Origin of the sequence: Methyloversatilis sp. XJ19-13, assembly GCF_024580155.1 — a bacterium.
Taxonomy (GTDB): domain Bacteria; phylum Pseudomonadota; class Gammaproteobacteria; order Burkholderiales; family Rhodocyclaceae; genus Methyloversatilis.
This window is the reverse complement of the sequence record NZ_JANINH010000018.1, coordinates 1-14,937: the sequence shown is the minus strand read 5'-3', so window position 1 is coordinate 14,937 and position 14,937 is coordinate 1. Positions and strand designations below refer to the sequence as shown.

The 14,937-nt window shown below is 66.6% G+C and carries 15 protein-coding genes and 1 pseudogene; 13 read left to right on the top strand and 3 right to left on the bottom strand.

The annotated features are described in order from the left end of the window. Positions 1–6: 6 nt before the first annotated feature. Positions 7–417 carry a hypothetical protein gene (locus NMQ14_RS17190; protein WP_257098080.1) on the bottom strand — a complete coding sequence of 137 codons (411 nt, stop codon included), beginning with the start codon at positions 415–417 and terminating at the stop codon, positions 7–9. 44 nt (positions 418–461) lie between these two features. Continuing rightward, positions 462–1,289, bottom strand: a complete 828-nt coding sequence (locus NMQ14_RS17185; RefSeq protein WP_257098079.1) for a serine protease — start codon at positions 1,287–1,289, stop codon at positions 462–464. Between the two features lie 132 nt (positions 1,290–1,421). Between NMQ14_RS17185 and NMQ14_RS17180 the strand changes: the two genes are divergently transcribed. From NMQ14_RS17180 to NMQ14_RS17120, 13 genes are all read left to right on the top strand, one after another. Further along, on the top strand, positions 1,422–2,267 hold the full coding sequence (locus tag NMQ14_RS17180; RefSeq protein ID WP_257098078.1) for an urease accessory protein UreD: 846 nt from the start codon (positions 1,422–1,424) through the stop codon (positions 2,265–2,267). Between the two features lie 53 nt (positions 2,268–2,320). Further along, entirely contained in the window at positions 2,321–2,623 is a 303-nt protein-coding gene (locus tag NMQ14_RS17175) for an urease subunit gamma (RefSeq protein WP_257079829.1), read from the top strand. Between the two features lie 9 nt (positions 2,624–2,632). Next, positions 2,633–2,911 carry a hypothetical protein gene (locus tag NMQ14_RS17170; RefSeq protein ID WP_257079830.1) on the top strand — a complete coding sequence of 93 codons (279 nt, stop codon included), beginning with the start codon at positions 2,633–2,635 and terminating at the stop codon, positions 2,909–2,911. 187 nt (positions 2,912–3,098) lie between these two features. Continuing rightward, positions 3,099–3,425, top strand: coding sequence for an urease subunit beta (locus tag NMQ14_RS17165; protein WP_257098077.1), 327 nt, complete (start codon positions 3,099–3,101; stop codon positions 3,423–3,425). After that, the gene (locus NMQ14_RS17160) at positions 3,422–3,640 is read left to right on the top strand and encodes a hypothetical protein (RefSeq protein ID WP_257098076.1); all 219 of its coding nucleotides are present in this window, start codon (positions 3,422–3,424) and stop codon (positions 3,638–3,640) included. Before NMQ14_RS17165 ends, NMQ14_RS17160 begins: the two co-directional genes overlap by 4 nt. 18 nt (positions 3,641–3,658) lie before the next feature. Continuing rightward, positions 3,659–5,371 (top strand): urease subunit alpha, encoded by a 1,713-nt coding sequence (gene ureC, locus NMQ14_RS17155; RefSeq protein WP_257098075.1) that lies wholly within the window; start codon positions 3,659–3,661, stop codon positions 5,369–5,371. 43 nt (positions 5,372–5,414) lie between these two features. Then, positions 5,415–5,909: an urease accessory protein UreE gene (gene ureE, locus NMQ14_RS17150; protein ID WP_257098074.1), complete on the top strand. Its 495-nt coding sequence runs from the start codon at positions 5,415–5,417 to the stop codon at positions 5,907–5,909. Continuing rightward, positions 5,906–6,583: an urease accessory UreF family protein gene (locus NMQ14_RS17145; protein ID WP_257098073.1), complete on the top strand. Its 678-nt coding sequence runs from the start codon at positions 5,906–5,908 to the stop codon at positions 6,581–6,583. Before ureE ends, NMQ14_RS17145 begins: the two co-directional genes overlap by 4 nt. Positions 6,584–6,803: 220 nt before the next feature. Beyond that, positions 6,804–7,430, top strand: a complete 627-nt coding sequence (ureG, locus tag NMQ14_RS17140; RefSeq protein WP_257098072.1) for an urease accessory protein UreG — start codon at positions 6,804–6,806, stop codon at positions 7,428–7,430. 103 nt (positions 7,431–7,533) lie between these two features. Next, positions 7,534–8,961, top strand: coding sequence for a Trk system potassium transporter TrkA (gene trkA, locus NMQ14_RS17135; RefSeq protein WP_257098070.1), 1,428 nt, complete (start codon positions 7,534–7,536; stop codon positions 8,959–8,961). After that, positions 8,961–10,409, top strand: a complete 1,449-nt coding sequence (locus NMQ14_RS17130) for a TrkH family potassium uptake protein (RefSeq protein WP_257098069.1) — start codon at positions 8,961–8,963, stop codon at positions 10,407–10,409. The genes trkA and NMQ14_RS17130 overlap by 1 nt, the downstream gene beginning before the upstream one ends. 81 nt (positions 10,410–10,490) lie before the next feature. Beyond that, positions 10,491–11,567: a uroporphyrinogen decarboxylase gene (hemE, locus tag NMQ14_RS17125; RefSeq protein ID WP_257098067.1), complete on the top strand. Its 1,077-nt coding sequence runs from the start codon at positions 10,491–10,493 to the stop codon at positions 11,565–11,567. A 309-nt stretch (positions 11,568–11,876) separates the two neighbouring features. After that, positions 11,877–14,102 (top strand): primosomal protein N', encoded by a 2,226-nt coding sequence (locus NMQ14_RS17120; RefSeq protein WP_257098065.1) that lies wholly within the window; start codon positions 11,877–11,879, stop codon positions 14,100–14,102. A 299-nt stretch (positions 14,103–14,401) separates the two neighbouring features. Here NMQ14_RS17120 and NMQ14_RS17115 read toward each other — a convergent pair. Next, positions 14,402–14,937, bottom strand: a pseudogene (locus NMQ14_RS17115) (site-specific recombinase); the annotation flags it as partial.

Below are 14,937 nucleotides of genomic sequence, written 5' to 3'. Positions count from 1 at the left end.
CAGGCCCTACTGCGAGCCCGTCTCGATCCAGCCTTCGCAGGCCGGTCGGTCGACACTGCGCACCTGCATCCAGCGCTTGAGCGCGCCACCCCGCTCGCGCGGCCAGCGGGTTTCGCGGTAGTCGAGCACCGTGAACACTTCCTTGTCGCCCTGGCGGCCGCGCAGCGCCCGGATCTGTTCGCGGTTGTAGGCGCAGACCGATGCCTGCATCTGCTGGATCGACCGGGTGAGGCTGTGACGTTGCTGCACCGTTTCGCTGCCGGTTTCCGGCTGCGGAAACAGCGGCACCTTGACCGTGATGACGCCGTCGATGCCCTCGAACGGCAGCGTCACGGTGTCGCCGACGGCGGAGTTTGCGGCCTGGGCGGCTGTCAAGCAGGCGAGTGCAGCGAGGGCAAGCAGGTGTTTCGGGGTCATCGGTCGTCGGCTCGGCTGGGTACGGCGCCGATGGTACCCAACATTCAGCCGCCGCCCTGTGCCCGCGCAAGTTCGAGCATGTCGCGCGCCTCAACCGAGTCCGGCTGCGCCATCAACCAGCCGCGGCAGTGGCGCGCCAGTTCGTCCCAGCGCCCCTCATGCTCGAACTGCACCGCCTGAAGGAAAGGCGCGCGCGTGGCATCCGCTTCGGCCCAGAACGGCGTCTGATCGGGCAGGCGGGGCTTGATGCCGGCCGCCAGTACCTCGGGTACCCAGTCGGCCGGGATGGCAAAGAACATGCTCTTGTCCGGACTGAGCTTGTAGAAGGTCAGGATGCCGATGAGCCGTCCCTCGTGGTCGAACAGCCCGCCGCCTGACGCGCCGGCGGCAAAGGCGGCGCTGCCGCGCAGCACGCGGCTGCCCTCCATCACATACAGCTGCTTCACCTCCCCCACGTCGTAGGCGAATCGCCCGGCGGTGAAGCCGAGGCTGAACACCACGTCGCGCTTGCTGACCTGGCTGGACGGAATCAGCGGCGCGGCGCGCGTGCCGATCTGGTCGGATTTGAGGATGCACAGGTCGCGCCGGTAATCGGCCGCGACCAGATCGACGGTGAGCGCCTCGCCGGTCTGCACCACGACGCCATGCGTCGCGTCGCCGAGCACATGGCAGCTGGTCGCCAGCAGACCCGAGCCGACCATGACCGCCGATCCGCTCGAGGTACCGCGCGCACTTTTCGCGTACAGCTGGAACACCGTGCGGGCCGCGCCCGGCACGCGTTCGTACAGGGCGTCGTTCGACACCGTCGCGTCATCGGCCGGGGCCCATGCACACAGCGCGCTGAGACAGACTGCTGCAGACAATCGCTTCATGGAGCCCCCGGGAGTGTCTGGATCGGATCACAAGCGCTTGGTGTCGCCAATCGGTCAACGGTTCCGTTGCCGCCCTCGCTGCGAACAGTCGTTTACCATCAGCCGATGGACGCAACGCCGATGACCGCTTCGATGGCACCTCTCTTACCGCAGCATGCCCCGGCCGGCTGGCAGGCCCGCATCGCGCTCGACTACCGCTTCTCCGGCGGCCGCAGCGTGCTCGCGCGGCGCGAACACGTCGGTCCGCTGCGTGTGCAGAAGGCGCTCTATCCGGAAGGCGACGCGGTGTGCCACACCCTGCTGCTGCATCCGCCGGGCGGCATCGCCGGTGGTGACGCGCTGCAGACGGACATCGCCGCCGCCGACGGCGCGCATGCGCTGATAACCACGCCGGGCGCGACCAAGTGGTATCGCAGCGCCGGGCCGCTGGCGCAGTCCGGCCTGTCGATGCACATCGGCGCCGGTGCCTGCGTCGAATGGCTGCCGCAGGAAGCCATCGTGTTCGACGGCGCGCGGGCGCACATCGCCAGCCGCATCGAGCTCGACGCTGGCGCGCATTTCATCGGTCTGGATCTCTACTGCCTCGGCCGCACGGCCAGCGGCGAGCGCTTTTCCCGCGGCGAACTGAAGCTCGACACGCGCATCACGCGTGCCGGCAGGACGCTGTGGCTGGAACAGGCGCGGCTGGATGGCGATTCGCCGCTGCTGCAGTCGGCCGCCGGACTGGCCGGTGCGCCGGTGTTCGGTACGCTGCTGTGTGCAGGATTCGACGCCGACGACGCCTTGCTGGCGGCCTGCCGTGCACTGCCCTGCGCCCGGGGTGAGGGCGGCGTCACCCGCTTGCCCGGCCTGCTGGTGGCGCGTTACCGCGGGGCCTGCAGCCAGTCGGCACGGGCATGGTTCGTGCATCTGTGGTCGTTGGTGCGACCGGCAATGACCGGGCGAGCGGCGCAGCCGCCCCGGATCTGGGCGACCTGAAGGTCGATGGACAAGCTGTTCGACACACCTGAAAGCGGAAGAAAAGAACAACGATGGAACTGACGCCACGCGAAAAAGACAAGCTGCTCATCTTCACCGCGGCCCTGCTCGCCGAACGCCGCCGTGCGCGCGGACTGAAGCTGAACTACCCGGAAGCGGTGGCGCTGATCACCGCCGCCATCATGGAAGGCGCGCGCGACGGACGCAGCGTCGCCGAACTGATGAGCTTCGGCACCACCCTGCTCGGCCGTGACGACGTCATGGAGGGCGTGCCGGAAATGATTCCGGACATACAGGTGGAGGCCACATTCCCCGACGGCACCAAGCTGGTGACCGTCCACCAACCCATACAGTGAGGCGCTTCGGTGAGCGATGAGGAAGTCGAACTGGCCCGTCGTCTGGCGCGCTTCAAGCTGAGCGTGCGGCGAACGCTCGGCGTGTCGGTCAATCTCGACGCGCTGCTGGTCGACCTCGATTACCGCACCCGAACCCTGTCCGAGATCGAAGAACTGACCGACGACGAAGAACTGCTGGTGAACCTGCTGCTGGTGCGCGACCTGCTGTCGAAGAAGCACGACAGCGCAGACGACGAAGCGGGCACCAAGCCCGTGCGCGATTACCGTTTTGGTGCGCGCTCGGGGTGAGGCGACGGATGCACAAGCCTTGTGTCGCGGCCAGCACGCCGTCGTTGTTGGGCATCGCTGAGCTCACCCCAACCTACGAAACCCGTCGCGTACGGCGAGAACCCGTAGGTTGGGGTGAGCGCAGCGATGCCCAACATCCCCGCCTGCAAAACCGCACGACAGATATGAAGCCAGTCAGGAACAACACATGATTCCCGGACAGATGCAGGTCGCCGACGGCGACATCGAACTCAACGCCGGCCGCGCGACGATCACGCTCGACGTGCGCAACACCGGCGACCGGCCGGTACAGGTCGGTTCGCACTACCACTTTGCCGAAACCAACGACGGGCTCGATTTCGATCGGGCCGCGGCGCGTGGTTTCCGGCTGGACATCGCAGCCGGGACCGCGGTGCGTTTCGAACCCGGCCAGCTGCGCACCGTGCAGCTGGTCGCACTGGCCGGCGACCGCCGGGTTTTCGGATTTCAGGGCCGCGTTCAGGGCCCGCTTGACCCCCTTGGAGACAGGACATGACCAGAACGACAGTGGTGCTTGTGGCGCTGTGGAGCAGTGCGGCCTCGGCACACGATGGCGAATATCACGGCAGCCTGCTTGCCACGCTGATGCATCTGGTCAGCCAGCCCGACCATGTTGCGATGATTGCCGCTGCGGCCATCCTCGGCGGCGTCGGTGCGCTGGTGATGCGCCAGCGTGCCCGTGCGGCGCGCCCCATGTTCGGCAAGCCGTGAGCCGGTGATCGCGTTCCGATGAGCACACGGATCAGCCGGCAGGCCTATGCGGAAATGTTCGGCCCGACCACCGGTGACCGCGTCCGGCTGGCCGACACCGGACTGTGGATCGAGGTCGAACGCGACTACACGATCTACGGCGAAGAGGTGAAGTTCGGCGGCGGCAAGGTGATCCGCGACGGCATGGGCCAGAGCCAGCGCCTCAGCGCCGACGTGATGGATACCGTCATCACCAACGCGCTGATCGTCGACCACTGGGGCATCGTGAAGGCCGACATCGGCCTGAAGAACGGCTTCATCGCGGCGATCGGCAAGGCCGGCAATCCGGACATCCAGCCCGGTGTCGGCATCGTCATCGGCCCGGGCACCGAAATCATCGCCGGCGAAGGCATGATCGTCACCGCCGGCGGCATCGACAGCCACATCCACTTCATCTGTCCGCAGCAGATCGAGGAGGCGCTGATGTCCGGCGTCACGACGATGCTGGGCGGCGGCACCGGACCGGCCACCGGCACCTATGCCACCACGTGCACGCCGGGTCCGTGGCACATCCACTCGATGCTGGCAGCGGCCGAAGCGTTTCCGATGAACCTCGGCTTTCTCGGCAAGGGCAATGCCTCGCTGCCCGGCCCGCTACGCGAACAGGTCGAAGCGGGCGTGATCGGGCTCAAGCTGCACGAGGACTGGGGCACCACGCCGGCCGCCATCGACAATTGCCTGTCGGTGGCCGAGGACATGGACGTGCAGGTCGCCATCCATACCGACACGCTGAACGAATCCGGCTTCGTCGAAACCACCATCGCCGCGTTCAAGGACCGCACCATCCACACCTTCCACACCGAAGGCGCGGGCGGCGGTCACGCGCCGGACATCCTGCGCGCGGCGTCGATGCCGAACGTGCTGCCGTCATCGACCAACCCGACGATGCCCTATACGGTCAACACCATCGACGAGCATCTCGACATGCTGATGGTGTGCCACCACCTCGACGCCGCCATCGCCGAAGACGTCGCCTTCGCCGAAAGCCGCATCCGGCGCGAGACGATTGCCGCCGAAGACATCCTGCACGACCTCGGCGCTTTCTCGATGATGTCGTCCGACTCGCAGGCCATGGGCCGGGTCGGCGAAGTGATCATCCGCACCTGGCAGACCGCGCACAAGATGAAGCTGCAGCGCGGCACCCTGAACGATGCGTCCGGCGCGTCGCCGGCGGCCGACAATTTCCGCGTGCGTCGCTACGTCGCGAAGTACACGATCAACCCGGCCATCACGCACGGCATCGGCCACATCGTCGGCTCGATCGAAACCGGCAAGCTGGCCGATCTGGTGCTGTGGAAGCCGGCTTTCTTCGGCGTCAAGCCCAGTCTGATCCTGAAGGGCGGCATGATTGCCGCGGCCGCGATGGGCGATCCGAACGCGTCGATCCCGACACCGCAGCCGGTGCACTACCGGCCGATGTTCGGCAGCTTCGGGGGCGGCCTGCGCACCTCGCTCACCTTCGTGTCGCAGGCGGCGCTGCACAACCCGCGCGTGGCCGCACTGGGACTCGCGAAACGGCTCGAACCGGTGCGCAACACGCGTACGATCCGCAAGTCCGACATGGTGCTCAACAGCTGGCAGCCGCAGATCGACGTCGATCCGGAAACCTACGCCGTGCGCGCCGACGGCGAACTGCTGGTGTGCGAGCCGGCCGAGGAGCTGCCGATGGCGCAGCGCTATTTCCTGTTCTGATGCGGATGGTTTTCTTGCCGCGACATCCGCGGTAGACACACACATGCTGCTGATCGAATCCTTCGCGCCGGCCGACGCCGTGCCGGCCGGAACACTGACGCTGTCGTTCGAGCTGCGCGCCAAATGCCGGCTGCGCACCCACCTCGATTCGGGCGAAGAGGTCGGCCTGTTCCTGCCGCGTGGCACGATAATGCGCAGCGGCGACCGGTTGGCCGGCAACGATGGCCGCGTCCTGCAGGTCGTCGCGGCCGCGGAAACGGTGACCGAGGCGCGCAGCGCCGATGCGCTGCTCGTCGCGCGGGCGGCCTATCACCTCGGCAATCGCCATGTCGCGGTCGAAGTGCAGCCCGGCCTGCTGCGGCTGGCGGCTGACCATGTGCTGGCGCAGATGCTGGCGGGTCTGGGTCTGGAGGTGACCGAAGCCCGCGCCCCCTTCGAACCGGAGGCCGGCGCCTATGGCGGCCAGCCGGCGCATCACACGCACGCCCATGCCGAGGAAACCGGCGCGAAACTGCATCTGTTCGGTGGCGCTGCGTGACACCCCTGGCGCTCGTCCGCCTGCTGCATCTGGCCAGCCCGACGCTGCCGGTCGGCGCGTTCAGCTATTCGCAGGGGCTGGAGTGGCAGGTGGATGGCGGCGCCATCCGAACCGAAGCGGACGCCGGCGCCTGGATACGGGCCGTGCTCGACGCCGGTGTCGCGCGCTTCGAACTGCCGCTGCTGGCGACGCTCATGCGCGCGTGGTCAGCCGCCGATCACGCGGTGCTCGCATCACTCAATGATGATTATCTGGCCAGTCGAGAGGCGGCCGAACTGCGCGCCGAAACGGTGCAGATGGGCTATTCGTGCACGCAGTTGCTGAAGGCGCTCGACGCCTGCCGCGGCGTCGCCGATGTGCTGGCGGACATTTGCGAACCCGCGTTTCCGACCGCCTGGTCAGGCGCTGCGGTGGCGCTCGATGTACCGGTCGGGCCTGCGCTGACCGCCTGGGCCTGGGCCTGGGCGGAGAACCAGGTGATGGCGGCGATCAAGGTGGTGCCGCTCGGCCAGACCGCCGGCCAGCGCCTGCTGATGATGCTGGGCGAAGCCATTCCGTCGCGCGTCGACGCCGCCATCGACCTGCCGCGGGCGGACTGGAGCAACTTCGCGCCGGGCCTCGCCATCGCCAGTTGCCGGCACGAAACGCAGTATTCGAGGCTGTTCAGATCATGAAGGCCCCTGTGGGAGCGGCGGCCTGTGGGAGCGGCGGCCTCGCCGCGATCGAGCAGCGATGGTCGCTGATCAGAGTGACGATCGCGGCGAGGCCGCCGCTCCCACAGTGACAGCTCCCACAGTGACAGCTCCCACAGTGACAGCCCCCACAGTGACAGCCCCCACAGGTGGCGCTCCCCCGGGTGAGCGCCACCGCCGCTTTTGAAGAAAGGACGACCTCATGACTTCACCCACTCCCCGCCCGCCGCTGCGCGTGGGCATCGGCGGCCCGGTCGGTTCGGGCAAGACGGCGCTGACGCTGGCGCTGTGCCTCGCACTGCGCGCCCGCTACAACATCGCGGCGGTGACCAACGACATCTACACCGAGGAAGACGCGCAGTTCCTGGTGCGCAACCAGGCGCTGCCGCCGGAACGCATCATCGGCGTGGAAACCGGCGGCTGCCCGCACACCGCGATCCGCGAGGACGCGTCGATCAATCTCGAGGCCGTGGCGCGGTTGAATGCGCGCTTTTCCGGGCTTGACGTGATCCTGATCGAATCCGGCGGCGACAACCTCGCGGCCACCTTCAGTCCGGAACTGTCCGACCTCACGCTTTACGTGATCGACGTGGCGGCCGGCGACAAGATCCCGCGCAAGGGCGGGCCGGGCATCTGCAAGTCCGACCTGCTGATCATCAACAAGATCGATCTCGCGCCCATGGTCGGCGCGTCGCTCGACGTGATGGAACGCGACGCGAAGAAGATGCGCGGCGAACGACCGTTCGTGTTTTCGAACATGAAAACCGGTCACAACCTCGACTTCATCATCGCGTTCATCGAGCGCGAAGGCATGCTGGGCGGCGTTTGAATCGCGAGTGAAACCTGAATGAAAGCCGGCTGAACGCCGCACTGCTGCACCGCAACAGCCGTGTTGCCGCTACACTCGCGCAACTTTTTCGCGAGGTGGGCGCGTGAAGATCATCATTCTCGGTGCGGGCCAGGTCGGTTCGTCGGTGGCCGAAAACCTGGTGTCGGAAGCGAACGACATCACCGTTGTCGATACCGACGTCGAACGCCTGCAGGCGATGCAGGACAGGCTCGACCTGCGTGTGGTCGTCGGCAACGGCGCCAGTCCGCAGGTCATGCGCCAGGCGGGCGCCGAAGATGCCGACCTGCTGATCGCGGTCACCGCGTCCGACCAGACCAATCTGTGCGCCTGTCGCATCGCGCAGACATTGTTCAACCTGCCCACCCGCATCGCCCGGCTGCGTTCGCTCGACTACGCCGACTACCCGCAGCTGCTCGACGACGACAACTTCGCGGTCGACTTCTCGATCTGTCCCGAACAGGAAGTCACCGACTATCTGGAACGGCTGATTGCCTTTCCGGAAGCGCTGCAGGTGATCGAATTCGGCAAGGGCCGGGTGACGATGGTGGCAGTGCGCGCCGTCGGCGGCGGGCCGCTGGTGGGCCTTCAGGTCAAGGCGATGCGGGAGCATCTGGCGGGCATCGATGCACGCATCGCGGCCATCTACCGGCGCAACAACGCGATCATTCCGGACGGCAATACGGTGATCGAACCGGGCGACGAGGTGTTCTGTCTGGCCGCCACCGAACACATCCGCGCCGTGACCGCCGAACTGCGCCGGCTCGACAAGCCGATGCGCCGCATCATGATCGCCGGCGGCGGCAACATCGGTTACCGGCTCGCCAGTTCGCTCGAATCGCGCTACGAGCTCAAGCTGATCGAACATTCGCGGCTGCGCGCCGAGTTCCTGTCCAGCCATCTGCACAAGACGCTGGTGCTGGCCGGCGACACGACCGACGAAATGTTGCTGGAGGCCGAGAACATCGACGACATGGATCTGTATCTCGCGCTGACCAACGACGACGAGAACAACATCATGTCCAGCCTGATGGCCAAGCGCATGGGTGCGCGCCGCGTGGTGGCGCTGATCAACCGCAAGGCCTACGTCGATCTGGTGCAGGCGGGCGCCATCGACATCGCCATTTCGCCGGCCCAGGTGTCGATCGGTTCGCTGCTCGCCCACGTGCGCCGCGGTGACGTGGTCGCCGTGCACAGCCTGCGCCGCGGTGCGGCCGAGGCGCTCGAACTGGTGGTGCATGGCGACCGCAAGACGTCGAAGGTGATCGGCCGGCGGATCGAGGAAATCGGTCTGCCCGAAGGCGCGCTGATTGCGGCCATCGTGCGCCGCTCGGAAAAGCCGGTGACGATCGCCCTTTCGGAACAGACGGTGCGCGAAACGCACGACATGGTGATCATTCCGCACCACGACACGGTGATTGAGCCGGAAGACCACGTGATCGTGTTCTGTTGCAGCAAGCGTCTGGTCGCCCGGGTCGAGCGGCTGTTCCAGGTCGGTTTCGGGTTCCTGTGATGCTGCATGTCGTCAATGTGCTGGGCCGCCTGCTGGTGGTGTTCAGCATCACCTACCTCGTGCCGATCACCTGTTCGTTGATCTTCCACGACGGCATGCTGTGGCATTTCATAGACGGCATGGCGATCAGCGCCGCCGGCGGCGCCCTGCTGTATCTGGCGACGCGCCGGCATTACCGCGAACTGAAGCCGCGCGACGGCTTCCTGCTGGTCACCCTGTCGTGGGTGCTGATGGCCGCCATCGCGTCCGTTCCGCTGATGCTGGCCTATGACGGCATGAGTTTCACCGACGCCTATTTCGAAATGATTTCGGGCCTCACGACCACCGGCGCCACCGTCATGATCGGGCTCGACCTCGCGCCGCAGTCGATCAACATCTGGCGCCATCTGATGAACTGGATCGGTGGCATGGGCATCATCGTGTTTGCCGTTGCCATCCTGCCGCTGCTGGGCGTCGGCGGGATGCAGCTGTACAAGGCGGAAACGCCGGGCCCGATGAAGGACAGCAAGCTTACCGCGCGCATCGCCGACACCGCCAAGGCGCTTTATCTCGTCTATGTCGGCATGACCATCGTCTGCGTTCTGGCGCTGTGGCTCGCCGGAATGAGCTGGTTCGATGCGATCTGTCACGCTTTCTCGGCGCTTGGACTGGGCGGTTTCTCGACCCGCGATGCCAGTGTCGGCGCCTTCGATTCCGTGGTCATCGAAGCGGTGCTCAGCTTTTTCATGCTGCTCGCCGGCATCAACTTTGCGACCCATTTTCTCGCGGTACGCCGTCTTTCGTGGGGACCTTACCTGCGGGATACGGAAGCCAGGGCCTACCTGCTGATCATGGGATTGGCTTTTGTCGGCCTGACGTCCTATCTGATTTTCCAGGGCGTGTATGAAGATGCCGGCCGGTCAGCGCGCATGGTCATGTTCAATCTGGTGTCGATCGGCACCGGCAGCGGCTACGCCAGCACCGACTACGCGCAATGGCCAATCTTCGCGCCGCTGCTGATGCTGTTCCTCGGTGGCATCATCCCCTGTGCCGGTTCGACCGGTGGCGGCATCAAGATGGTGCGCACGCTGGTGCTGTTCGGCCAGAGTCAGCGCGAGATTCTCAAGCTCATCCACCCGGCGGCCGTACGACCGCTGATGATCGGGCGCAACGCGGTGTCGGAGCGGGTCGCGCAGTCGGTGCTCGGCTTCATCTTCCTGTATTTCATGAGTGCGGCGCTGATGATTTTCGTGCTGCTGCTTTCCGGGCTGGACTTCCTGACCGCATTCAGCGCCATCATCGCGTGCATCAACAATATCGGTCCGGGACTCGGTGACGTCGGTCCCTCAGGGAACTATCAGGCGCTCAACGACTTCCAGACTTGGGTGTGTGCATTCGCGATGCTGCTTGGCCGGCTGGAAATCTTCGCCGTGCTGGTCATTTTCACACCGGGCTTCTGGCGCAAGTAGTCCCGTCGCGCCGACCGGCGGCCGCATCGGCTATCCTTGCTGCCTGCGAAAACCGCTCGAACCAACCCTCCGGGACTCACCATGGCCGCTCCCCGCAACGACTCTTTCCTGCGCGCACTGCTGCGCCAGCCGACCGATCACACGCCGATCTGGCTGATGCGGCAGGCGGGGCGCTACCTGCCGGAATACTGCGCGACGCGCCGTCGCGCCGGCAGTTTCCTGCAACTGTGCAAGTCGCCGGCCATGGCCTGCGAAGTCACACTGCAGCCGCTGGAGCGTTTCCCGCTCGACGCCGCCATCCTGTTTTCCGACATCCTGACCGTGCCCGACGCGATGGGGCTCGGGCTTTACTTTGCCGATGGCGAAGGCCCGAAGTTCGAACGTCCGGTGCGCTCGGAAGCCGCCATCCATGCGCTGCGCGCGCCCGATCCGCACGACGAGCTACGCTATGTGGTCGATGCAGTCAGCGAAATCCGCCGCGCGCTCGACAACTCGGTACCGCTGATCGGCTTTTCGGGCAGTCCGTGGACACTGGCCAGCTATATGGTCGAAGGCGGCGCATCGGATGACTACCGTCACCTGAAGACGCTGATGCTGGACCGCCCCGATCTGCTGCACCACCTGCTGGGCGTCACCGCGCAGGCGGTCACCGACTACCTGAATGCACAGATCGAAGCCGGTGCGCAGGCGGTCATGATTTTCGATTCCTGGGGCGGTGCCCTGTCGGCGCACGGCTATCTCGAATTCTCGCTGGCCTACATGCAGCGCATCATCGCCGGTCTCAAGCGCGAGCACGACGGCGAGCGCGTGCCGGTCATCATGTTCACCAAGGGTGGTGGCCAGTGGCTGGAGGCGCAGGCCGAGGCCGGCGCCGATGCGCTCGGGCTGGACTGGACGACCGACATCGGTCTGGCGCGTCAGCGCGTGGGACACAAGGTCGCGCTGCAGGGCAATTTCGACCCCACCGCGCTTTTCGCGCAGCCGGCATCGATCGCGCGCGAAGCCGAACGCATTCTCGACAGCTTCGGCCCACACCCGGGTCATGTGTTCAATCTGGGCCACGGCATTTCGCAACACACGCCCCCGGAGCACGTTTCCGCGCTGGTGGAAGCCGTACACCGCCACAGCCGGTCGATTCGCGCAGCTGCAGGCGTATAAACCGCGTCCTGCGGCGCTTTGCGCAAGGCGTGCAAAAGTGCCGCAGGGGTTGACTTATGCACAGTCAGCCGCTCAGGGCGCCGGCACGCCACAGATGGACAAGCGATTTATTCCTTGACAGCCAAGCTATTGGTTTTAATGAACAATTTTTTTTCTTGACGCCTGTTCAAAAATTTGGTGGAAATACCGTCCGGTCAAGTCACTGATTGCAACGAAGTTTCCCACAAAGTTATCCACAGCCTTTCCGCGCCTCAAACCCGTGTCGCCTGAGTGGCTTGCGGCCCGGACCGATCAGTCTTCTTGAACGATATGCCGCAAGTGACTGAATCCATTGATAGCGCCCGACAGGCCTTGGATAGCGCGGCGCCGTCACCGTCCGGTTCCTTGTTGCAGGTGGCGCTGGCGCGCCCGATTCCGACGTTGTTCGACTATGACGCATCGGCCTTCCCGCAGGTCGAACCCGGCTGCCGTGTCCGGGTACCGTTCGGCCGCAGCGAAGTCTGGGGTATCGCCTGGGGCTGGCGTGCCGACACCGAACTCGACCCGTCGCGCATCAAGCCGCTGCTCGCCGTCGACACGCGCAGCGTGCCGCTTCCGGCCAGCTGGCGCGCTCTGGTCGATTTCGTCGCCCACTATTACCAGCAGCCGATCGGAGAAGTCGCCGCGATGGCAGCACCACCGGCGATCAGCGCCACGCGCGCGCAACGCGCGATGCGCCGGCTGCGCGTCACCGACGCCGGCCGCGCCGCACTCGACGCCCTGCCTGTACGCGACGTCGGCCGCAAGCTCATCACCGCGCTGATCAGTGCCGGCTCGCTGAACGAGGGCGAACTGCGTGCGCTGTCGGCGCGCGCCGGTGCGGTGATGCAAGGCCTGCTCGAACGCGGCCTGATCGAAATCGCACTGGCTGATGTGCCGGCCGAAGCGGCGCACGCGCTCGGCACCGATCAGGCCCGTGCGCTGGCCGCACTGCTGGAGCACCCCGGCTACGCGGTCAGCCTGCTGCACGGGGTGACCGGCAGCGGCAAGACCGAGGTCTACCTCCGGTTGATCGAGACGCAGATCGCCGCCGGCCGGCAAAGCCTTCTGCTGGTCCCCGAAATCGCGCTGACGCCACAGCTGCAGGCGCGTGTCGCGGCGCGTTTTCCGCGCGCCTGCCTGCATGTGATGCACAGCGAAATGAGCGACGGCGCGCGCGCCATGGCCTGGGCCGCTGCGCAGTCAGGCGAGGCGGACATCGTGCTCGGCACGCGGCTGGCGGTGTTTGTACCGCTGCCGCGTCTGGGCTGCGTCGTGCTCGACGAAGAGCATGACGCGTCGTTCCGGCAGACCGAAGGCGTGCGCTATTCGGCGCGCGACGTCGCGATCTGGCGTGCGCGCGCGGAAAACGTGCCCATCGTGCTGGGCAGCGCCACGCCGTCGCTGGAATCGTTGCGTCACGCCATCGACGGCCGCTACCGCTGGCTGCGCCTCACCACGCGCGCCGGCGAGGCCAGCCTGCCCGTGGTGACACTCATCGACACGCGCGTGCAGCGCGCCGAAGAAGGCCTCAGCGCACCGATGCTTCAGGCCGTCGAACAGCGGCTCGAACGTGGCGAACAGAGTCTGCTGTTCATCAACCGACGCGGTTACGCGCCGGTGCTGAGTTGCCCGGCGTGCGGCTGGGCGGCGAGCTGCACCCAGTGTTCCGCCCATCTGGTGCTGCATGCGGTGGATCGCAGGCTGCGCTGTCACCACTGCGGCGCCGAAGGCCCGGTGCCGCGCGCCTGTCCGACCTGTGGCAACCAGGACATCCAGGGTTATGGTCGCGGCACCCAGCGCCTCGAGGAAACGCTGGCCAGCCGCTTTCCGGCGGCGCGCCTGCTGCGCATCGATCGCGACAACGTGCGCGGACGCGAACACTGGCAGCAGCAGCTCGACCTGATCCGCACGGGCGCGGTCGATCTGGTGGTCGGCACGCAGCTGCTCGCCAAGGGGCATGACTTCCCGGGCATCACGCTGGTTGGCGTCATCGGCGCCGATGCGTCGCTGCATGCCGCCGACTTCCGTGCGCAGGAGCGGCTGTTCGCGCAACTGATGCAGGTCGGCGGTCGCGCCGGCCGGGCCGGAACCGCCGGCGAGGTCCTGATCCAGACGGCGCAGCCCGATCACCCGCTGTTCGCTGCGCTGCGCGCGCACGACTTCGACGGCTTCGCGCGCAGCCAGCTGGCCGAACGTGCCCAGCTCGGTCTGCCACCGCACGGCTTCCAGATCATGCTGAGCGCCGACGCGCCCGAGCTGGCACTGGCCACCGAATTCCTCGCCGCCGCCCGCCGCGCCGCGCTGGCGCTCGACGTCGAGGGTGTGCGGGTGTACGACGTGGTTCCGATGCGCATGGTGCGCCGGGCCGGGCGCGAGCGCGCACAGCTGGTGGTCGAATCGCGCAGCCGTCCGCCGCTGCGCGCGCTGCTCATTCCGTGGCTCGACAACCTGTACCGCCTGCGCCTCGCGCGCGGCCTGCGCTGGCACATCGACGTCGACCCGCTGGAGGTGTAGTCACGGCGCGAGCTTGCTTGCGGATGGTGGGCGAATGNGCTCCCGTGAGCCGTGCCGGCTGTGTGGCGCGGCCCTTGTGGGCGTTATCCCTATGAGGGCTGCTCCTGTGGGGAGTGCCCCTGTGGGGAGTGCCCCTGTGGGGAGTGCCCCTGTGGGGAGTGCCCCTGTGGGAGCGGCGGCCTCGCCGCGATTGATGCCGCGATGATCGTTGATCAACGCGCCGATCGCGGCGAGGCCGCCGCTCCCACAGCCGCCGCTCCCACAAAACCGGCGCCGCGCCTACTGGTGGCCGCGCGCGATCAACGTGCGGTGTCGGTGATCTGTGGCGTCTCGGCGGGCGGGTCCTTTGGCGGCCAGAAGAAATCGCGTGGGCGGGTCAGAAAGCGCCGGGCGAGCTTCACTGACAGTCCGCGCGTGTCTTCCGGCTGGATGCCGCGCGAGCGCAGTGCCACCCGCATCGCGAGGCTGAAGCTCACGGTCAGGTTGGTCAGGCCGATCAGCACCACACCGAGCGCGCCGATGGCGATGGCGTGCCAGTCCACATCGAAGCTCAGTGCTTCGAGACCGTAAGCGAGGTTGGCCGACGCGAACGCGACGTGGCGGATGTCCAGCGGCAGTCCGAGCAGCGTACCGATGACCGGCGTGCTGCCCAGCATGCAGCCGAACAGGAAGTTGCCGGCCAGCGCGCCCAGATTGAGCTCGATATAGCGTGCGAAGCGTGCCAGCCGGGCTTCGCCGAGCAGAGTGCGCAGCCACTTCACGCGCAGCAGGCGTTCCGGCACGCGGTGGTAAAGCGACTGGTTGTCGTAATAACCGGAAATCAGGCCGCTGAGGA